At 57.5% G+C, this 18,300-nt stretch carries 32 protein-coding genes; 19 read left to right on the top strand and 13 right to left on the bottom strand.

Annotated features, from left to right (window positions below; all coding sequences use genetic code 11):
* The 10 genes from CLU80_RS00160 to CLU80_RS00115 all read right to left on the bottom strand — a co-directional run bounded on the left by CLU80_RS00160 (position 1) and on the right by CLU80_RS00115 (position 6,062).
* Positions 1 to 669, bottom strand: a complete 669-nt coding sequence (locus CLU80_RS00160; protein ID WP_099756410.1) for a lambda exonuclease family protein — start codon at positions 667 to 669, stop codon at positions 1 to 3.
* Positions 666 to 1,646, bottom strand: a complete 981-nt coding sequence (locus CLU80_RS00155; RefSeq protein ID WP_099756409.1) for a RecT family recombinase — start codon at positions 1,644 to 1,646, stop codon at positions 666 to 668. The genes CLU80_RS00160 and CLU80_RS00155 overlap by 4 nt, the downstream gene beginning before the upstream one ends.
* 55 nt (positions 1,647 to 1,701) lie before the next feature.
* Positions 1,702 to 2,865 carry a hypothetical protein gene (locus CLU80_RS00150; RefSeq protein WP_286079682.1) on the bottom strand — a complete coding sequence of 388 codons (1,164 nt, stop codon included), beginning with the start codon at positions 2,863 to 2,865 and terminating at the stop codon, positions 1,702 to 1,704.
* A gap of 278 nt (positions 2,866 to 3,143) precedes the next feature.
* A complete protein-coding gene (locus CLU80_RS00145; protein ID WP_099756408.1) occupies positions 3,144 to 3,338 on the bottom strand; it encodes a hypothetical protein in 195 nt (64 codons plus the stop codon).
* Complete coding sequence (locus tag CLU80_RS00140) at positions 3,335 to 3,586, bottom strand: hypothetical protein (protein ID WP_099756407.1); 252 nt, start codon at positions 3,584 to 3,586, stop codon at positions 3,335 to 3,337. Before CLU80_RS00140 ends, CLU80_RS00145 begins: the two co-directional genes overlap by 4 nt.
* On the bottom strand, positions 3,583 to 3,819 hold the full coding sequence (locus CLU80_RS00135) for a hypothetical protein (protein WP_099756406.1): 237 nt from the start codon (positions 3,817 to 3,819) through the stop codon (positions 3,583 to 3,585). Before CLU80_RS00135 ends, CLU80_RS00140 begins: the two co-directional genes overlap by 4 nt.
* Before the next feature lie 17 nt (positions 3,820 to 3,836).
* Complete coding sequence (locus CLU80_RS00130; protein WP_099756405.1) at positions 3,837 to 4,022, bottom strand: hypothetical protein; 186 nt, start codon at positions 4,020 to 4,022, stop codon at positions 3,837 to 3,839.
* A gap of 21 nt (positions 4,023 to 4,043) precedes the next feature.
* Positions 4,044 to 4,355 (bottom strand): XkdD/Y8K6 family phage-associated protein, encoded by a 312-nt coding sequence (locus CLU80_RS00125; RefSeq protein ID WP_099756404.1) that lies wholly within the window; start codon positions 4,353 to 4,355, stop codon positions 4,044 to 4,046.
* 631 nt (positions 4,356 to 4,986) lie between these two features.
* Positions 4,987 to 5,202, bottom strand: coding sequence for a hypothetical protein (locus tag CLU80_RS00120; protein ID WP_099756403.1), 216 nt, complete (start codon positions 5,200 to 5,202; stop codon positions 4,987 to 4,989).
* A 449-nt stretch (positions 5,203 to 5,651) separates the two neighbouring features.
* A complete protein-coding gene (locus CLU80_RS00115; RefSeq protein ID WP_286079681.1) occupies positions 5,652 to 6,062 on the bottom strand; it encodes a superinfection immunity protein in 411 nt (136 codons plus the stop codon).
* 79 nt (positions 6,063 to 6,141) lie between these two features.
* Between CLU80_RS00115 and CLU80_RS00110 the strand changes: the two genes are divergently transcribed.
* Positions 6,142 to 6,453: a hypothetical protein gene (locus CLU80_RS00110; protein WP_286079680.1), complete on the top strand. Its 312-nt coding sequence runs from the start codon at positions 6,142 to 6,144 to the stop codon at positions 6,451 to 6,453.
* Positions 6,454 to 6,493: 40 nt separating this feature from the next.
* Here CLU80_RS00110 and CLU80_RS00105 read toward each other — a convergent pair whose 3' ends face one another.
* Together CLU80_RS00105 and CLU80_RS00100 are read right to left on the bottom strand one after the other, a co-directional pair.
* Entirely contained in the window at positions 6,494 to 7,438 is a 945-nt protein-coding gene (locus tag CLU80_RS00105) for an LAPAL motif-containing putative phage structural protein (protein WP_099756401.1), read from the bottom strand.
* 191 nt (positions 7,439 to 7,629) lie between these two features.
* The gene (locus CLU80_RS00100) at positions 7,630 to 8,361 is read right to left on the bottom strand and encodes an XRE family transcriptional regulator (RefSeq protein WP_099756400.1); all 732 of its coding nucleotides are present in this window, start codon (positions 8,359 to 8,361) and stop codon (positions 7,630 to 7,632) included.
* Positions 8,362 to 8,448: 87 nt separating this feature from the next.
* Between CLU80_RS00100 and CLU80_RS00095 the strand changes: the two genes are divergently transcribed.
* From CLU80_RS00095 to CLU80_RS00025, 15 genes are all read left to right on the top strand, one after another.
* A complete protein-coding gene (locus CLU80_RS00095; RefSeq protein WP_098963812.1) occupies positions 8,449 to 8,664 on the top strand; it encodes a YdaS family helix-turn-helix protein in 216 nt (71 codons plus the stop codon).
* 54 nt (positions 8,665 to 8,718) lie between these two features.
* Positions 8,719 to 9,336 carry a DUF8585 domain-containing protein gene (locus CLU80_RS00090; protein ID WP_099756399.1) on the top strand — a complete coding sequence of 206 codons (618 nt, stop codon included), beginning with the start codon at positions 8,719 to 8,721 and terminating at the stop codon, positions 9,334 to 9,336.
* 149 nt (positions 9,337 to 9,485) lie between these two features.
* Positions 9,486 to 10,208 (top strand): Rha family transcriptional regulator, encoded by a 723-nt coding sequence (locus tag CLU80_RS00085; RefSeq protein ID WP_353617011.1) that lies wholly within the window; start codon positions 9,486 to 9,488, stop codon positions 10,206 to 10,208.
* Between the two features lies 1 nt (position 10,209).
* A complete protein-coding gene (locus CLU80_RS00080) occupies positions 10,210 to 11,181 on the top strand; it encodes a phage replication protein (protein WP_099756397.1) in 972 nt (323 codons plus the stop codon).
* Positions 11,168 to 11,965 (top strand): hypothetical protein, encoded by a 798-nt coding sequence (locus CLU80_RS00075; protein WP_099756396.1) that lies wholly within the window; start codon positions 11,168 to 11,170, stop codon positions 11,963 to 11,965. Before CLU80_RS00080 ends, CLU80_RS00075 begins: the two co-directional genes overlap by 14 nt.
* Positions 11,962 to 12,345 (top strand): hypothetical protein, encoded by a 384-nt coding sequence (locus CLU80_RS00070; protein ID WP_099756395.1) that lies wholly within the window; start codon positions 11,962 to 11,964, stop codon positions 12,343 to 12,345. The genes CLU80_RS00075 and CLU80_RS00070 overlap by 4 nt, the downstream gene beginning before the upstream one ends.
* Entirely contained in the window at positions 12,342 to 12,740 is a 399-nt protein-coding gene (locus CLU80_RS00065; protein WP_099756394.1) for a recombination protein NinB, read from the top strand. The genes CLU80_RS00070 and CLU80_RS00065 overlap by 4 nt, the downstream gene beginning before the upstream one ends.
* Complete coding sequence (locus CLU80_RS00060) at positions 12,740 to 13,354, top strand: recombination protein NinG (protein ID WP_099756393.1); 615 nt, start codon at positions 12,740 to 12,742, stop codon at positions 13,352 to 13,354. The genes CLU80_RS00065 and CLU80_RS00060 overlap by 1 nt, the downstream gene beginning before the upstream one ends.
* The gene (locus CLU80_RS00055) at positions 13,351 to 14,028 is read left to right on the top strand and encodes a hypothetical protein (RefSeq protein WP_099756392.1); all 678 of its coding nucleotides are present in this window, start codon (positions 13,351 to 13,353) and stop codon (positions 14,026 to 14,028) included. The genes CLU80_RS00060 and CLU80_RS00055 overlap by 4 nt, the downstream gene beginning before the upstream one ends.
* A 157-nt stretch (positions 14,029 to 14,185) precedes the next feature.
* The gene (locus CLU80_RS00050; RefSeq protein WP_099756391.1) at positions 14,186 to 14,659 is read left to right on the top strand and encodes a hypothetical protein; all 474 of its coding nucleotides are present in this window, start codon (positions 14,186 to 14,188) and stop codon (positions 14,657 to 14,659) included.
* Positions 14,660 to 14,808: 149 nt separating this feature from the next.
* The gene (locus CLU80_RS00045) at positions 14,809 to 15,123 is read left to right on the top strand and encodes a phage holin, lambda family (protein WP_286079679.1); all 315 of its coding nucleotides are present in this window, start codon (positions 14,809 to 14,811) and stop codon (positions 15,121 to 15,123) included.
* Positions 15,120 to 15,497, top strand: a complete 378-nt coding sequence (locus CLU80_RS00040; RefSeq protein WP_099756389.1) for a hypothetical protein — start codon at positions 15,120 to 15,122, stop codon at positions 15,495 to 15,497. The genes CLU80_RS00045 and CLU80_RS00040 overlap by 4 nt, the downstream gene beginning before the upstream one ends.
* Positions 15,466 to 15,648, top strand: coding sequence for a hypothetical protein (locus CLU80_RS00035; protein ID WP_191630896.1), 183 nt, complete (start codon positions 15,466 to 15,468; stop codon positions 15,646 to 15,648). Before CLU80_RS00040 ends, CLU80_RS00035 begins: the two co-directional genes overlap by 32 nt.
* A 57-nt stretch (positions 15,649 to 15,705) precedes the next feature.
* Positions 15,706 to 15,981 (top strand): hypothetical protein, encoded by a 276-nt coding sequence (locus tag CLU80_RS00030; RefSeq protein ID WP_286079678.1) that lies wholly within the window; start codon positions 15,706 to 15,708, stop codon positions 15,979 to 15,981.
* Complete coding sequence (locus CLU80_RS00025) at positions 15,978 to 16,232, top strand: hypothetical protein (RefSeq protein ID WP_025804605.1); 255 nt, start codon at positions 15,978 to 15,980, stop codon at positions 16,230 to 16,232. Before CLU80_RS00030 ends, CLU80_RS00025 begins: the two co-directional genes overlap by 4 nt.
* A gap of 33 nt (positions 16,233 to 16,265) precedes the next feature.
* Here CLU80_RS00025 and CLU80_RS00020 read toward each other — a convergent pair whose 3' ends face one another.
* Positions 16,266 to 16,712: a hypothetical protein gene (locus tag CLU80_RS00020; RefSeq protein WP_099756388.1), complete on the bottom strand. Its 447-nt coding sequence runs from the start codon at positions 16,710 to 16,712 to the stop codon at positions 16,266 to 16,268.
* 78 nt (positions 16,713 to 16,790) lie between these two features.
* Between CLU80_RS00020 and CLU80_RS00015 the strand changes: the two genes are divergently transcribed.
* The 3 genes from CLU80_RS00015 to CLU80_RS00005 all read left to right on the top strand — a co-directional run.
* Positions 16,791 to 17,414 carry a putative metallopeptidase gene (locus tag CLU80_RS00015; protein WP_099756387.1) on the top strand — a complete coding sequence of 208 codons (624 nt, stop codon included), beginning with the start codon at positions 16,791 to 16,793 and terminating at the stop codon, positions 17,412 to 17,414.
* Positions 17,415 to 17,446: 32 nt separating this feature from the next.
* Positions 17,447 to 17,908: a DUF2280 domain-containing protein gene (locus CLU80_RS00010; protein WP_099756386.1), complete on the top strand. Its 462-nt coding sequence runs from the start codon at positions 17,447 to 17,449 to the stop codon at positions 17,906 to 17,908.
* The coding region (locus CLU80_RS00005; RefSeq protein WP_286079677.1) for a terminase large subunit domain-containing protein at positions 17,895 to 18,300 on the top strand (406 nt) is incomplete at its 3' end. The genes CLU80_RS00010 and CLU80_RS00005, both read left to right, overlap by 14 nt.

Here is an 18,300-nt window from a genome sequence, read left to right as displayed (position 1 = left end):
TCAGGCTCCTAATCGATGGGCTTGTGCCCGCGCTTTATCCGCTACTTCGTCAACCATCCGGCCAAGCTCCAAATTGAACTGAACCAGCTCTTGATGAAGCATCGCGATGTATTCGTCATCGCGCTTGATGGTTTCGATGTACAGCCGGCAGTCTTCATCTTGGCGCGGATCGAACGACAGGAAATCCCACCATTCCCGGCCCGTGACGAACATGCAGCCTTGAACCTGCGGCTTGTGTTCGTCGGGCATTCCTTCGAGCCAGGTACGGACGTGGACGGCTTCATTGAATGGACACTTCGACTCAATGCCACCGTCCTCGCCAATCAAGCCGTCCGGCGAACAGCCCAACCAGTCGTATTTTGGATGAACCAAGAATCCCGACTTGATGACGGTATTGCCGGTCAGAATTTCGTAAAAGTCGTGACTCGACTGCTCGACCTCGGTTCCCCACGCCATCGACTTGCTGCTGACCGAATGCTTTGACCGGTTGGCCAGTCGCTCGAAGGCCAGCTCGCGCATGTAAGTGGTGCGGGCAGCAAGCGGCTTACGCTTTCCGTGCTTGTCACGATCAGCCCAAGCAATCACATCCTTGAACCTGCTTGCCGTTAGGCGTCCGCTGCGGTCTTGATGCCACTGCTCTGTGCGCTGAAGGTCTACTGAGGCGTTCATTGATCGCCGTCCTGCAGATCGCTGTCAGCATTGACGTTTGAGCTTTCGTTGAGGGTTGTAAACTCTGCCTCGATAGTCTGCGCAATCGACTTCAGCTCACCGTGACGTGTCACGCCAATAGCGCCGCGCTGCTGCGGCTTAAGCGCCTTCCAGGCCTTTTCGTAGCCATCAATTCCTTGTTCTTGTGCGATCTTTTTGAGCTGCTCGAACAGGTCAGTTGTTGCGTCCGTTGTGTCGCCCTGAGGAACCGACGCGGCCCCCACATCTGCTGGCTTTTCGTTGGTAGATCGGGGTGTAACATCCGTTTCCGGAAGCGCGTAGCCGTCGTCCAGCTCGTCACGTGTGTACACGCCCAGAATCACGTCGGGGCAATACAGACGAGCCCATTTTTTGAGGGCCAGGTACGCGATCTGCTGCTTCGGATCGTCCGCCCATAGCGTAGAGTTTCGGGTTCTTGCCTGAGTCATCAAGGTGGTCAGTTCGCGGGGAGCGTCTTCACCCTCGAAAGTAGCCCAGACGCGGACACCAAGCCCTTTCTCGTCGTTGATGTTCCAGTTTGGAACGCGGTACTTTTTCGGATGCCCGTGATCATCCGTTTGCTTTTTGCTTTCGATTTCACGGAAGTTGCCAATGATCTTGTCCCAGTCGCCAAACCACTCGTAATGGATTCGATCAAGGGTCGGCGCTCGCGTGGTGATCACCGCGTTGACCAGTTGTGCTTCATAGCTCAGCTGGCCGCCGTTGACGATGAATGTCTTCTGCGCTACTTGGAAGGGGTTCATACCCCATTGCATGGACTGCATGATCACTGCCATGCAGTCGGCTGTGTTGCCGTGAAAATGCTTTGGCAGGGTGGTTTTGCCGCCTGCCATGATTCCCGCGAGCTCAGTCATCGACTGCATGCTGTCGCGGTTGAGGATCAACCCTGTCGGGCTGGTGTCCATTGGTACGGTAGCAATCTGAGTTTGAGCGTTCATTCCTAACTCCATAGCCGACGACTTTGGCCGGCCTCCGGGGTGATTTCAAGGTTCGTTAGAACGACAGGGCGCGTAGCCAGGCCGATGCCTCGTCATTGGTGACGCAGAAGGCTATGGCCACGACCTCGACCACTTCGATGGCGCTCGGCATGGTCGAATCTGCGATTTCTCCAGCCACTGGAGCTGGATCAACTTCCGCCACAACCGCTGACGGTGCGGCGGCAACGACGGGTGCCGCGATAGCTTCAGCAACCGTAGCGGGTGCGGCAGCAAGGGCGCGCAAGCGAGACAGTTCTTCTTGGTCGCGCTGATATTGCGCATCGCGCTCACGCTGCTGGCGCTGCTGCTCTTCTTGCTGCTCACGTTGCTGGCGTTGCTGCGCTTCCATATCGCGGCGCTGTTGATCCAGCTCGTCCTGCTGTTGTTTTAGGCGCCGGCGATCTTCCTCGGCACGCTGCTTGCGCAGTTCCTCGGCTTCGGCGTCAGCGATGCGTTGTTTCTCGCGGAGTTCTTCGAGTTCTTTCTGTTGAGCCGCCAACTTGGCGGCAGCTTCCTCGCGGTCAACAGCCCCCCTGTGCAGCGTTTCAAGCTGTTCAATAGCGTTGTCGCGCGCAATCGTGCCTTCCGCTTCGAACTCGGCATATTCCTCAGGCAGGATCACCGACTCTTTGACGTTCTGCAGCACGTTGGCAACATCGGCAGCGCTACGGCTTGCGTATGCAGCAGCAACCGAGCTGAATCGGGTGATTTTTGCTCGGATGCCTTCGACGCGCTCAGCTTCGATGCGCTCGCGTTCGGCTTTAGCGTCTGCAATGCGCTTTTCTTCGGCCTTGATGGCTTCGTCGACAGGAGCCTCAATCGCCAGCACTCGATCCTTCAGCGCTTCGCCAAATTCCTTTACCTGGTTGACGCGGGCTTGGGCTTCTTTGACCTTCTGCTGGTAAGGAACGAGTGCAGTTTTGGTGGTGTTTGCCAAGGCGTAGCGCACGTCGCGGATGTCGACTCGCACTTCCTTGGCGCTTGCCAGCCCCTCACTGGTCGAGCAGTCCACGACGAGCTTCGCGTAACTGGTTTCCAGCCGGACAATCTGCTCCTCATGCGGCCGATACTCCGCGATGTCGGTGACGGCAACTGCAGGAGCAACAGCGCTCTTTGTACTGCCGGTTTCATGCAGCTCGAGGTCGGCCGATACGGGGGCTTGTTTGGCGTTTGTGGACATGACGATTCCTTGCCGCGCCGAGCGCAGCTTGTGGTGGTGATGTTTATTGAGTGACGCGTTCGGCGAGGGCGCTGAGCAGCATCAAGAGGGTGTAAACGCCAATGGCGGAGAACGAGCCGCGCCGAATCAGCAGCCGGCGCGCTTGCTGAAGACTGGTCACCGGAAAACCCGGTAGGTGGTTGAGTGCGGCACTTCACACACACCAGACGAGTCGCGCGCTGTGGTGTAAGCGGCCATCCCGGCAACGAGGACAGTGGCGAGAATCCAGTAGACAAGCTTCATGGCCGAACCCTCACGGCGATGCGACCGCCTTTCATGGTCGGTGCCAAGCGCAGCGGCAGACTGGAAACCAGTTCATCGCGTCTGCGGCCGATCACCTCGTTGAAGGGCAGGCCGAAGCCGAGGATCGCGATGCGGCGCTCGATATCGTCGAGCTGCTCATCGACGAGCGTTTTTACCGGTGGCGTTGTCATGCGGCTCTCCCTTTTCGGAATTCGTATGCATGGTTCAGTCGTTCGGTGTAATCAGCGTCCTCTGCCGCACTGATGATGTTGAGCGTGCGGAAGATCAAGAGGGCGGTGTTTGAAGAAGATCGAACGGCGAGGGCGCTGCATTCGGGGTCGGACATTCTTTGGATGTAGCCTTCGAGCATCCCCACGGCCAGGTCGTGATTGCCCGTACCGGGGAGGCCGGCGTTCTCCGGAATCTGCTGAGCGCTCATTTCAGCCCCCAGAATTCGCCGTAGGCGACAACTGCTGCCGCGACTCGCTTGGCCCGCGCCTTGCGGTCGACCAACTCCTGAGCTGCCATCAGCTCCTGGTGTTGAGTGCGCTGAAGCGCGGCAGCCTCGTAGTCGTGGAAGTCTTCACCCTGCGGCGCTTTCGGGCGCCCCCAGTCGTCGTAGCGCCTGTCCCACTCTCGGGCCTGCGCACTGTCTGCATAGCTGGTTGCCATGGTTGCCTCCAGCGGCGTTATCGGTGGGCCTGCTTGATCTCGGCAGCGCGCGCAGTACTGCTCAGGCGAGCCCAGCGGTCATGCTGGTGGTTGTGATCATCCAGCACCGCCTGATTGTCGCTGCAACAAGGCTCGCAGTAGCCTTCATGCAGAGTGTCTGTAGGTTCGCCACACTGTGGGCAGTCGAACTGTTCATCGCTCATGGCGACCTCCAGTGTTTGGGGTTAGGCGTTGGCTCTGGCGATGATCGCCTCAGCGTTAGCCAAGGCTGCGTGGTACTTGTCGAGGTTCGCGGCGCCGAGTCTTGCGAGGCCGACCAGATTATTCAGGCTCTCCAGCAGCTCTGGCGCGGCGGCGATCAAGTTGGCGTCATGCGGAGACAAGCACACAGACGCGCAGTCAATGGCCGAGGTGTCTTTCTGGAAGATGGGCATCGGCAAACCGGCGCCAGAGCGGATTTCGAAACGCTGAGCGGCGAAGTTGCTGCCGGAGAGGTGCTTTGCAACCCACGGCCCGGGCGTATGTTTGGTTTCCATGAATGACTCCAGTGACTGGTTGATCCAACAAAGCTCGGATGCGCTCATCCGCTCCGCTGGTTGCCGTTGGGCGCGGAGGGGAGTGCATTCGGGTTGTGTCGGGGAGGGTGGCCCGGTCTCGCTGCTGGCGACAGACCGGGTTTGCAGCGTCAAGTTGTCTTCGTGCGCTGGGGTGGCCTACCGCATTCGGCCGATGCGCGGTGACATCGACGGCCTACTTTCCGCTGCCTGTATGGGTGATGGGCGCCGACCTTCAGGCTTGCCGCGCCGCGCAGGTGAATCGGTCACTGTTACATGATGGTCATCCTCCTATTGCTCGCTCACTGGGCAGGCAGTGGCCACCTATCGAATGGGTTGCCGGTCTTTCCCGGCTGTCACGGCGCTTGTGCCAGATCAAGGTAGCTCGCCAATACCAGGTTGGCGCTAACCCTGCGCAATGCGGGTTGAGCTATTCGCCGAGTGATGCAGGTGGGCGGTTATAGGCCGCAGTTTCGTCCGCATCGGGGTGTGATCTGCATGACGTTTGCCTGACATTGCTCTCGCGCAGCCAGACGGTACTCAGATCACACCCCGATGCGCTCTCATAGAGAGGATCGGGCAGTTAACGACAGGCTGTCGTGGCGCTGGTTGTTCAGTAGTGCAAAGTGCCCCGGCCAAAAGGCTTGAAGCAGCATGCGCAGACGGCGATACCTGTCTCCTGCCGGATCTCAATGCTGCGTGCGGTGTTGCGGTACATCACTGCAGCGGATGAAAGGCCGGCTCGCTCAGCTTCGTCCGCCACCAGAAGCCATCCCGCGATTGCTGGGTTTGGCGTCGCTGGCGTGGCCAACTCGATTTCGATTTGCATCGTCTTGCCCTCCGTTGATTTCCAATGCCGCCTCATCGAAGCGGCATCAGTAAATCTGTGGCGCCGTGACCCGCTACTGGCGTCGGTCACCGGCTCATTCAAATTGTTCCTCCAGCCGCGGGCCTTTCGGCTTGTTCTCCCGCTGGATAACTGCTTTCGACGTTTTACGCTGCACGCCCGGGTCAGTTGCCAACCCTCTGAACCGTTGAGGCCGGTTCATCGCTGCCTTCGAATCTGGGCCGGTGGTGATCCGGCAAGGTGAAGCGGTCTATCTAAAGAGCGGCGGGTCTGTTGAGGCCCTTCGCAGTGGCTGTGTGTCGCTGCGATGAATCAAATATCGGTAAACCCATATTTAGTGTCAATGGGTATTCCCATAAAACTTCGCTTTCCCGTATTTCTGGTCGAAAAAAAGCCCGCTCTTGGCGGGCTTCAGAAGACGCTCATGCTTTTTAAGCGGGCTGCTGTTCCAAGTCAGAACCGCAGTACCGGCACTTCTTGGCGGCAGCCTTGATGGTTTCAGCGCAGAAAGGGCATTCCTTGTTTGCGGCAGCAGCTGCGAGATCCTCCGCATACGTGGTGGTCTCGATAGGGTAAGAAGGCGATGAGGCGGGTTTATTGAGGGCCCAGATGAAAGCCACGACCCATCCGATAAATGTCCAGCCCGCAAGGAGGTTTAGCGCAAAGATTGGTGTGGTTTTTGGGTGTTCGCCGACAGCACAGATTGTCGGGTAGAAGTACAACGCGATGGCGCTCGGAAAGAACACGATACTCGCGATCATGGCGAAACTGTTGGTACCGCTCCCAATTAGGAAACTGACCAGGCAAACGAGCCCGAGCAAAATCAAGCCGACGATTTTCATTGGATCCCTCCCTCAATTGAGACGGAATTTTACCATTCGTGGCGGTGCGCCACCATCAGCCGGCTCGGTAGGGGAAAGATTGCTGGTCATCTGCTATAGCTTTATTCGAGATGTGCATCTGGGGGAGCGGGCCGTGAATACGAGTGAGTTTGGAATGAAGGCTTGGGGAGTCGCGACCGTCGTGCTGGCAATCGCAGCGCTCGGAATCGTTCTTCTGGGAAGTGCCTATCTAGGTCTGAATGGGGAATTTGCGGAGGGGACGCCGCGCTGGATTGCCGGGCTGTACTCAGCGATCAAACAGAACGGAAACGTCGTGGCAGGAATATTGGGTTTCAGCGGCCTGGCTTGGTCGAACTTTTACAAGGCTTCGACGAGCATCAAGGAAGCGTGATGCAGAATGAAAAGCCCAGCGCTGGGCCGGGCTTTAACTTTTAGTCAGCTTCTCGCTGGAAGTTCATTGGCAATTGAGCCATTGCCTTTCGATGCTCGAGGACTTTTATGACTGTGTAATCTGTTTTGAATTGCTCACCGGACAAGGACTGAACCCTGCGCAGACGAACCTTCAAAATGTCACCTTTTGTGAAGCTCGTAGCGCTAGCTGCCACTTGAGAAATAAATGCTTCGTCAAGCATGTCGGCATAGAAAACGCTTGCGCCGTCATTGAAGCGCCACTTATTCCCCTCCTGAAACGAAATGCTCACAATCTGAAGATTCACATCGAACTCATCATCAGAAAGCGATTCAGACTCCGGTTCGGGCGTCTTGAAATATGGCCTCTCAGCCTTTGAAATCTCAATAAATCTGTCGGTTTGCTTCAAATTGGTAACTGCGAATGTGTCAATCCCATCAGCCTCAAGTGGCTTGAGCACTCCTTCCAAGGCCTGGCGGACACGAAACTGCCGGTATAGTGCTAAGACTTTCTCCTCGGTCTCAAGTGCTCCGTCATCCATCACTACTCGCACCCTGCCGTTATCCAGCAGTACCACCTGATTGATTCTGCGACCCCGAATTTTCTTGATCAACCAGAGCAAGCCAGCACCACCAGCGATCGCATTACCGGCGTTGTCTTGGATGAGGCCAATCCATTCCAGAAGCTCTTTAGCGTTAGCAACCGATTCGTTGGAGAAGAGGTTGTGGGCATGCTGAAGCAGCGATTGAATAACCTCAAGCTCAATGCCAAAACATCCGGTCTTGAAAGTGGCTTTCACCTGCACAGCCACCTGAGCCCGACCATCGTTGATGACGGAGTTTGCTTCCTCCAGAAGGGTGCCTAGGGCAAGGAGCGCAGGTGCAAGCTCGCGCACGTCCATTTCGCTGTTAGCGAGGGCCGGGCCATCGTAGAGAACGTTGAAGGATGCTTTACTCATGTCGTCCATTGTTGCTTCCGTGCGTGATTCTGTCTATTTATGCATACGGTTGCCTGTCTGAAACCGACCAAGCAATAGGTCAAGTAAGCTCAGTGTTCCGTCACGACAATTTCTTCAATATGTTCAGCGGTCAGTTTGCGAATCGTTTATCAGGTCATGGGAGTCGCGCGTGCCAATTTATGGCAAATGCGAAATCACGGCTACCGCGAATACATCGCCCACCAGAACACATGACCTAGGATCGATATCTGCTGCTCCTGGATCTGCTGGAACGTGTAGTCCTCATCCGGGTGCTCATCGCGGTTGAAGCTGCGCAGGCGAATCCCGATCGGGATGCGGTAGACCTGCTTCACGCGGAGCTGGCCATTGTGGTTGATGGCGTACATCTCGCCGTCGACAATATCGCTCAGAGAGTTCTTGCCGACGTTAACGCCGACTGTCGCGCCATCGCGCAGCACGGGCACCATGCTGTTGCCGCCAACCTTCACGCACTTCGCATTGCTGAACTGAACGCCATTGTGGCGCAGGTCCTTCTTGTTGAAGCGCAGGCGCGAGTTGGCGCTTTCCTCAATCGCAAACCTGCCGGATCCGGCCGCCAGCTCGACTTCATGAAGGAAGGGGACGTAGACCTCATCGTCATCGAGCGGTGTTTCGTCGTCCCAAGTTTCGATGGTTCCCAGTTTTACGCTGGGCTGGATCCGCTCAGGATGCTGTTCAGTCCCGCCCTTTAGCATGTCACCGACACCTTCAGCCAGCCACATTGGGGACACGCCACATACAGAGGCGATCTGAGCTGCGAAGGCTGTTGCCTTCGATTTCCCTCTCTCTAAATCCGAGATAGAGGTTTGCGTGAGTCCGGCGCGTTCAGCAAGCTCAGTCTGGTTGAGCTTGGCGTGGCGGCGAGCTGTTTTGAGTCGGTCTTTAAATTCCATCCGCCAAGTATTACGGGCGCTCCCATACCCTTGCAAATCGGTATTCCCATAACCTACTATATGGGTATTCCCGTATGGAGGGGCATCATGAACGCAATTTATAAGGGCCTCGTTGACTACTTCGGCACCCAGGAGGCCACCGCCGAAAAGCTCAAGGTTGATCAAAGCACCGTTTCCGGCTGGGTTCGGGGGAAGCACGGCATGTCTCCGGTTATTGCCAAGCGAGCGGAGGCGTTGACCGAAGGGGCTTTCAAAAAAGAAAAGCTTTGTCCGTCGTTTCCTTGGGCCGAGATGGCCGCCTAAGCGACATCCCTGTCCGCCAATCCGTTGAAGCCAGATTAGAAGAGAGCAGTCCCCATGGAAACGTCCAGTCCAAGACACACCGCGCAAACCCGCGACCAGGTTCTGGTGGCGCACGCAGCAAATCAGATCGCCCGTACCAGCCTGAGCCAGGATGACTTTGCCCAGTCCTTGAGCCGGGAGATCTACGTGCGCGTCCCAGAGGCGAAGATCAAGGACGCCAAGGTTCCAGACTTCGATGAGTTGGCGCGCCTGAACGACGTTGGCGAATTCGTGAAAGCGACCGGCCGCTGGCTGAAGCGTGTGCAGCGCTGGCTCTCCGGGGATCAGGAAATGCCGTCGTGGCTCGAGGAGTCCTGGGTGAATGCTCTGGAATCTGAGTTCCGAGACAACTGTATCAACGAGCTCGCCGGCCGCCATGGCTTGATCGGCGCCCGCCAGATGCAGAGCGACCAATGCGCCAACAAAAGCTTCGGTGCGCTGATCCGCGCACTGGGCGATGTGATCGACACCGGCAGCGAAGTATTTGACGACCAGGTGATGTGCAAAGAGGACCTTCCACACCTACCGGCGTTCGCCGAACAGTGCCGCCAAGTTGAAGCGCGGGCAGGGGAGCTTGGCCGGAAAGCTGAGGCACTGATCGAAAAACACCGACCGAATTTGAAGCTTGCCTGAATCCCGGGCACAAAAAAGCCGGGATTGCGCCCCGGCTAATTCATTACAACTTGATGGGGCCGATTATGCATAGCCAACTTACCTCAAGCAATACCCCCAACAGTGTCGCGACACGTTTTTCGAATTCTGAAAACGTGTTGCGTACCACGATGTCGTCTCGCGAGATCGCTAACGTCACCGGCAAGCGGCACGCCAACGTGAAACGCGACATCGCTGCGATGCTGAAAGAACTGAAATTAGATGTACTCAGTTTTGAGCACATCTATCTGGACGGTCAAAACCGGGAGCAGGTCGAATACATGCTCGACCGCGAACACACCGACTGCCTGCTCACCGGCTACAGCGCCCCGATGCGCATGAAGGTGATTCGCCGTTGGCGGGAGTTGGAGCAGCAGCAGGGCGCTCGCGAGCAGGTTCTGCTCAATGGCACCAAGGTCGTTGGCGAGATCGCCATCATGGAGTGCTTTACGCGCCTGCTGAAGCCGGCTCCATCCTGCCAGATGGCCATGCTCACGAAGATCGCCCATAACAACGGTCTTGATCCGAAGTTTCTCCCAGGCTACGCCGTCGACGCTGCGCCAGATGCTACCGGCGGATCCTCGATGCCCACCAAGTCAGCCACGGCCTTGCTGAAAGACAACGGCATTCGCGTGTCTCCCGCTGCGTTCAACCGCGCACTGGAAACCAAGGGCTTTCTGAAGCAGCTCCAGCGCAAGAACTCCAAACAGGAAATGGTTCCGTTCTGGTCGGTGACCGAGAAGGGCATGACCTACGGCAAGAACCTGACCAACCCCCAATCCCCGCGCGAAACACAGCCTCACTGGTACGTGGATCGCTTCCCTGAATTGGCCAAACTGGTCGGGAAGGCCTGATATGCAATTCACCGTCACGATCAATCAGGTGAAGGCGTTGGAGTGGGGGCTGAATTCTCAGCAAGCCCTGCTGTTCGCCTTTGTCTACGGCTGCCCGAGCTGGACCAAGCCAATCAAGACTGAAGACGGGATCTTCTTCGCGCTGAGCAAGGCCAAGATCATCGAGGAGCTGCCGCTGCTCACTGATAGGCCAGACACTGCCTACCGCATGCTGAAGGCTCTGGAAGTAGCCGGTTTGATTGAGCTTTCCAGCACTTCGAATATCACGCTGTTCCGCCTGACTGAGAAGGCGATTGAGTGGAACCAGAAACTGGATGGGTCGGAAAAATATCCGACCCCACCAAAGAACGAAGGTCGGAAAAAAATCCGATCTACCTCGGAAAAAAATCCGAGCAAGGTCGGAGAAAAATCCGAGCAGGGGTCGGAAAAATCTCCGACAAATCAGGATACCAATCATCAGGGTACCAATCAGGATACCAGTCAAGACTTGCAAGGCAGCCCGGACAAGCCGGCCCGCAATCTGGTTCTGGTGGTTGATCGCGCCGATGCGCCACGGGTTGAGATTCCCGCTGACATGCCGGGCCCCAAAGACCAGTCCTGCAAAACCTTCAAGGTCTGGGCGAATTACGCCATGGCCTACCGCAAGCGCTACAGCACCTGGCCCGTGTGGAACGCCAAGGTCGGTGGCCAGCTTGGGCAACTTGTCGACCGCCTCGGCGCCGATGTCGCCCACCACGTCGCTGCCCATTTCCTGAAAACCGCTGATGCCGCCGTCCTGCGCAAGTGCCACAGTCTCAACGAGCTGCTGGCCAACGCCGAGAGCTACCACACGCAGTGGGTGACCGGGCAGCGCATCAACGGCACGACAGCACGCCAGATGGAACGGACCGAGGCGAACGTCTCCGCCGCCGAGCAGGCCGCGCAAATGGTCTTAGCCAAGCGCCAAGCGGGAGAGCGCAATGAATACCTTTGAAATGAATGACCAGCAGGTTGCGGGGCTCGCTGCTGCGATCTGCGCCACCGCCGAGGCCATGGGTCAGGAAATGAACCCAGGCACCGCGGCGATCATGGCCGAAGACCTCTGTGCTTACCCGGTACCGGTTGTCAAAGCCGCGCTTAAGGCCTGCCGCTTTGAAGTGAGAGGCAAGTTGGCAATGGCTGACATTCTCCAGCGCGTTCAGGTTGCTGATGGTCGCCCGGGCAAGGACGAAGCATGGGCGATAGCCATGACCACGAATGACGAGTTTGAAACCGTGGTGCTGACCGACGAGATTCAGCTCGCGCTGGCAGCCGCAAAACCTGTCCTCGATGCCGGCGACAAGGTAGGTGCGCGCATGGCTTTCAACAGCGCTTACGAGCGCCTGGTGGGGCAGGCTCGGGAGGACAAAAAAAACGTCAATTGGCACGTGTCGGTCGGTTTCGACGCCAACCGCCGTACCCAGGCGATCACCAAGGCGGTGCAGATGCAACGGATCCCACATGAGCGCGGGCAGCTGTACCTGGCTGACTTGAGTGTTGCGCCTTTGACCGAAGACGGCCGGGCCGTCGTTGCGCTGCTCACAGGTGAGGTTGCGCGGCCTTCCCCAAAACTGCGCGAGAAGCTAACCGCGGTGAAGGACTCGATGCTCGCCATGCGCCAAGCATCGGCCGATGAAAAAACAGAACTGCGAATTCTGGCAGCCAATGAGCTGGCGGATCGCCGGGCGCTGCTCATTAAGCAGGCCGAACAATTGGAAGCAAGGAGCGCTGCTCAATGACCATCGACAAACAAAAACTCCAGAAGCTGCTGTGGGCCGAAGCTGCGTCCTACCGTGCCGACTGCGCAGACTGGAAGCGCAACACCGAGGCGCTGCAGGAATTCCTCGGGGAGAAGACCGTGGAGGAGGTGGCTCTGGAGTTGCTGGCTGAAAACGAAAACTTAAAGACCGTATGTGCCGCCTTTGATCGAGTCAACCACAAGGCCAAGGCCGAGAACGATTCGCTGCGCAAAGACGCCGATCGCTACCGGTGGCTTCAGCACGGACACAGCGGCTACATCGAAGTTGTCGAATGGATCGGCCCGCACGCTACCGGTATGACCGGTGATGACCTGGACGCGCTTGTGGACGGCGCCATGGCTAAGGCGGCGCAGTCATGAATGAGTTCGCAATCCGCAGTCAGCGCGATATCAGTCGCCTCATGGGCATCCTGCACGCTACCGACTTCACCAAACCCAAGATCGTAGTCATCAAGGACGAAAAACGCCCGGACATCTGCAATCGCAAGATGTGGGCAATGCTCAAGGACGTATCCGAGCAGGTCATCTGGCACGGCAAGAAGCTGACCAGTGAGGACTGGAAGTGCCTTTTCAGTGCCTCGCTGGAGAAGCAGCGCGCGGAGCCCGGCCTCGACGGTGGCTTCGTGGTTATGGCCGTGTCGACCCGCAAGCAGTCGCAGAAGTGGTTCAGCGATCTGTTCGAGCTGATGCATGCCTTCGGCGCCGAGCATGACGTTCGTTGGACGGAGCAGGACAAGTGGGGAGGGCGCTACTGATGCGCGTAGCCCTCAAGGAATCGAAGGCGCCCAAGCCGAAGAAGTGCAAGAACCCAGCTTGCGGGGACTCATTCGTCCCGCAGCGCCTCGGGCAGGCGGTGTGCGGATACAAGTGCGGTCTGGCCATCAAGGACGTCAATCAGGCGAAGGCCGGCAAGGCGTTGGCCCAGATTGGTCGCCGCGAGATTAGGGTCCGCAAGGAGAAGCTGAAGAGCAGGGCGGATCATCTGCGCGAAGCCCAGGCCGCGGTGAATGAGTACGTCCGGCTGCGTGACGCGCACCTGCCTTGCATCAGCTGCGACTCGATGCCGAACGACAACGACCTCATCACCGGCAGCCGCTGGGACGCCGGTCACTACCGATCCGTCGGCGCCTGTCCCGAACTCCGTTTCGAGCCGCTGAACATCCACCGCCAGTGCGTGAAGTGCAACCGCAACCTGTCCGGCAACGCAGTCGAGTACCGCATCCGGTTGTTACAGCGCATCGGCGCCGAAACTGTGACTTGGCTTGAAGGGCCTCATGAGCCCCGCAAGTACACCGTCGAAGAAATCAAAACCATCAAGGCTGAATACCGGGCCAAGACCCGAGAACTGAAAAAGGGGCAGGCAGCATGAAACTGATCAACGCAAGGCAGGTGTGGACCGAAGCGCAACACGAATCGAATGCGTCGATCAGCGCTGTGGCAATTGAGCGTGGTGAATCGGCACCGGTGAAGAAGGGCGCGCGGATGCGCCGGCATGAGGCGGTGTTCGCCGCGCTGGGCGATGACAAGGAAGAGCGCATCGAGATCGTTCGCCAACGGATCAGCATCAGCGAGACGCGGCGTACACCGGTAGGTCGGTCCACCGCCCGCGCCGCGCACTTGGCCACGATCGGGAAGGTGCTGCGCGCCATCGACACGTTGCCATTCCAGGTGCAGCAGTTCGGGCACTACCTGTATCACCCAGCAATGACTATGCGGCATCTGCTGAACGCGGTGCTGCTGGTCACGGCGAAAGCGGCGCTGCCGGATCTGACCTCGGCCAAACGCGTGAAGGCGCAGTACCTGGTTACGCTGGCCCTGCAATCGTACAAGGGGGAAGTGCAAGGATCGGCCGAGTGGGGGCCGGCGCGTGTGGCTGCCGAGATGCATGCGTTCTTCGGTGTGTCGATCGAGCCAAAGCACTGGAACAGGGACTGGATCACCCTGTGGGATTCCCTGAAAGAAGTGATCAAAGAAGTGGATATTCAGGCGCAACAGCCGGTGTGGCAGGTGATCCACGTAGAAAATGATCAAGACGCGGCATAAAGTTGTTGACGTGGTGGGGTTTCGAGCGTACTTTTCCCATAGTGCACAAGTAACGCGAAACGCACACCAGATACTAAGCCCGGCTAAGCGCCGGGTTTTTGTTTTGAGATGCTTCCAATTATGGCAATGTGACACCTCCAACCAGCGGAGGTTTTAAATGTCCCGTTTTTTGCAGTTGCGCGATCTGAAAAAAGCACAAGACGACTCGATTCGTGAGTACTGGCACGATCTACAGGGTATGGCCGGGGTTATTTGGAGGGGGTTTTCGGACTACCTACAACTACCGCATGAGGTTTATCTGGACGAAAACAGGGAGGAAACCCCTTACGTCCGGATCGCCAAAAAAGTGGGCGGTGAATATAAGTACGTAATGCTTCACGAGCTGCCTGGACAAGATCTATTTCTTGAATTTTCCATAGGGCTAACGCTCGACAGGGATGTGAACACGTATCCGAAGCAAACAATCTTCACTTCTTTGAGAATGAAGAAAGAAGGCGGCGGATATCTGGTCGTCTCTCCGGAAAATAACCTCACGATAAAAATCTCAGATGCTGGCGGAGGTTTCGATTTCTCGGAACTATATGCGGCGTTGTTTGAGCTTCTTCAGGCACACTTCAGCATAAAAATATGAGGTAGCCCCCGGCTACTCGTATACAAAGCCTCAGCATTCGCTGGGGCTTTTTCGTTTTCGGCTCCCCACACCCATTGCCCCGAGCTGGGAGTGCAGCGGACGCCGGATTTATCAATCTCCCCACGGGGGAGGCAACCCGGATGCCAAACATGCCTGACAAGCCAGACACATGGGCCAAGCTCTGGCTGGCGTTGAGCAATCCGCTCTGGCAGGGCGTGATCATGTCCATCACCGTATCGTTGCTTCGAGTCATGTACGACGCGAAGGAAACCAGTAAGCGCCGCATCGTTTTCGAGGCGCTGATCTGCGGATCGCTGAGCTTGGTCGCGTCGAGCATTATTGAGTGGATGGCCTGGCCGACCAATCTATCGATCGCTGCCGGTGGCACGATCGGCTTTCTTGGCGTGACAGCCATCCGCGAGCTGGTGACCCGATTCCTCGGTCGCAAGGCAGATGCCGCATGAAGGCCTTCGCTGCTGCAATCATCATTGCCCTGGTCGGCCTGCTCCTAGTTGGGATTCAGCAGTCGCGCGTCGTCGCCCTTCGCGGGGAAGTGGCATTCGAAGCCGGCGAGAAGAAGAAGGCGGTCGACGCCAACCTCGAAAGCCAGGCGACGATCACCACGCTGCGCGCCGAAGCCCAGCGCAACGCCGATTACCAGAAAGACCTGAACAAGCGGTTGCAGGCCAGTCAGGCAAAAGCCAAAAAGGCGGAGAAGAACTTTGAAGAACTCAAGCGCAACAGCAAGCCTGTTCGTGATTGGGCTGCTCAGCCTCTGCCTGACGGCCTGCGCGGTAAAGCCGCCAGTGGTAACAAAGACCCAAGCCGTAAGAATTGAAGCGCCTGAGCTGGTGCCTTGTGAGCGGGTAGCTGATGAAGACCTCGCCGACAACGGCCAGCTTTGGGAGCTGAAGAACCAAGCCATCAACCTGCTCGACACTTGCGCAGATCAGGTGGACGCGCAGATCAAGCGCAGTCAGAGCAAGTAGGTCGCGACACGTTTCGCGAGAGTGCAAATCGTGTCGCGACACCAAAAGGAGAGAGCTATGAGTAACGGATATACCAGCCCAACCTGCCGCGGTGACATGAAACTCGGAACAGGCTGCGGGCGCTGTGTGCGATGCGCAGTTTTCAAGCCTGCCGAGATTCACCATCTTGCGGACCATCGCCCGCACCTGGTGGTGGCGGCGAGTAATGGCGCTCATGTCATCCCGCGCGCGCTGGTCCAGTCAGTGATCGACGGTGAGCAGCCTTCCACCATCCTCACCGAGCCGGTAGTGCAGCGCATCATTGAAGAATGGCTGCAGAAGGTAAGCGCATGACCGCCAAGCTCATCGACTTCAAACGCGAGGGATGGCGCGATGCTGCCAAGACGCTGCGCAAGATCGCAGATGACCTCGATGCCGGTGTTCATCCGGAATGCACTGTAGGTGCTCTGACCCTCATGGGGCCGAAAGGCGAAGTGACGGTGTTCGGGCTCGGCCCCAAGTGCGACGATCTGCAGTGCTTGGGTGCCATGCGCTTGGGTGAGCAGAAGCTGATTGATGTTCTGCTCGATGGCGGGGAAGGGTAGGTAAGCCGCAGGATTAGTGCGGCTTTGGCTTAGTTACTTGTATGCGAAGGTAATCTTAGCGCTGACTAGAGCCTGTCCATTGATTGTTACCTTGCAGAATTTCACGGGGGTGGACTTTTCTCCGTCGGCCTCATCTGGCTCGCATTCAAGAAGGCCCGTTTTGTCGCCGAATGGCAGTTGTTCGCCCTTTGTGGCTTTGCTGAGGTCTATTCGGAACGGTTGACGGTAATTCACCCCTGCGAGAACTTGTGGCTCGCCATCGCTCAGAAAGCCGGAGCGCGGAGTTGCGCACAGAGTACCCACAATCCGTTTGCCATCAATAATGTTGGCATCCGTGTAGCAAACAATTTTTCCAGCCTCGGTGACGAGATTAGACGGACCCAAGTTGGTCCAGGTCTCTTCTGGAATAGCGACGCATCCGAAAAGAGTTGTGGCAGCAAGCAGGCAGGCTGCAGCGGGGCGAACATGAGCAAAAAACATGCGGATAAGTGTCCTTACGAATAAAAAGGCGCACACAAATACAGGCAATTAGCCACTATTTCAAGCTCAGGGTGATCCATGGATAGGCCATACCCTCCCTTGTCGCTTATCGAATTATCAGAGCAATCGGACTTTGGTATTCGCCTGACCCCGGCTCCCGAGGTGTGGGAGTGGCTGCAGTCCCAGATCCTTGCTGACACCGGCAGCATTCACAATGAAGAACACGCCCATCTGATCGACGCGGACATTCGTGTGATGTGGGCGTCTGCTGCCTTCACGAAGAAGGGGCGTACGGTGGTGGGACAGGCTGAGCAGGTAGCGTTCCGCGCCGGTGGCTGGCAGAAGGCCCGGATGGAACAGCAAATGATGGATTGGTTCGGTGACGTGCCGGCCTACATCATCACGCTCGCCGCTGACTACTGCGCTCAGTGCTCCGACGCTGACTTCTGCGCCCTGGTTGAACACGAGCTGTATCACATCGCCCAAGCGACCGATAAATACGGTCAGCCAGCCTTCACCCAAGAAGGTCTACCCAAGCTTGAGATGCGCGGACACGATGTTGAAGAGTTCGTCGGTGTGGTTCGCCGCTACGGTGCAAGCCCGGCGGTTCAAGAGTTGGTGGACGCTGCAAACAATCCTGCCGAGGTGGGGAAATTGAACATATCGAGGGCCTGCGGAACCTGTCTGCTCAAGTCGGCCTGATCCTTGACAGGACCTTGACGGAATAAACCCATATGGCAGCCCTGAAAGATGAGGTGAAGCGCTTCATTGTGCAGGCGTTGGCCTGCTTTGATACGCCGACTCAGGTAGTGCAGGCGGTCAAGGAAACATTTGGCGTTGAGGTATCTCGCCAGCAGTGCGAGCAGTACGACCCAACGAAGCATGCCGGCCGTGACCTTGGCGTGAAGTGGAAAGCGGTGTTTGAAGATACCCGCAAGCGCTTCCGCGAGGAGACAGCCGAAATCCCGATCGCGAACCGAGCGTTCCGCCTTCGTGCGATGAACCGGTTTGTGGAGAAGGCCGAAACGATGAAGAACATCGGCCTGGCCATGCAGATCCTCGAGCAGGCCGCCAAGGAAGTCGGCGACGTCTACGTCAATCGCAACCGGAAGGACGAGCCAGACGATGAGCCGGCAATCCCGACGCGCATCCAGGTCGACGTAGTGGATGCGAGGAAGCCGAATGCCGAGCCTTAATGTTCCGCAGTCGCAATTCCTTCTGTTGCCCCACAAGTTCCGCGCCTTTGTTGCTGGATTCGGCTCCGGAAAGACCTGGGTCGGATGCTCAGCACTGAGCAAGCATTTCATGGAGTGGCCTGGCGTCAACGCTGGTTACTTCGCTCCGACTTACCCGCAGATTCGAGACATCTTCTATCCCACTATGGAGGAGGTGGCCTACGACTGGGGGCTGAAGACCAAAATCAACCAGGCGAACCATGAGGTTCACATCTACAGCGGCCGGCAGTATCGCGGCACTGTGATTTGCCGGTCGATGGAGAAGCCACAGACCATCGTCGGTTTCAAGATCGGCCACGCTCTGGTGGATGAGCTGGACGTGCTGACGTCGATCAAGGCGCAGCAGGCCTGGC

Origin of the sequence: Pseudomonas sp. 29 (genome assembly GCF_002754355.1) — a bacterium.
In the GTDB taxonomy this organism is placed as follows: Bacteria; Pseudomonadota; Gammaproteobacteria; order Pseudomonadales; family Pseudomonadaceae; genus Aquipseudomonas; species Aquipseudomonas neuropathica.
The sequence above is the reverse complement of the archived record's forward strand: the minus strand, read 5'-3'. Positions and strand labels throughout refer to the sequence as shown.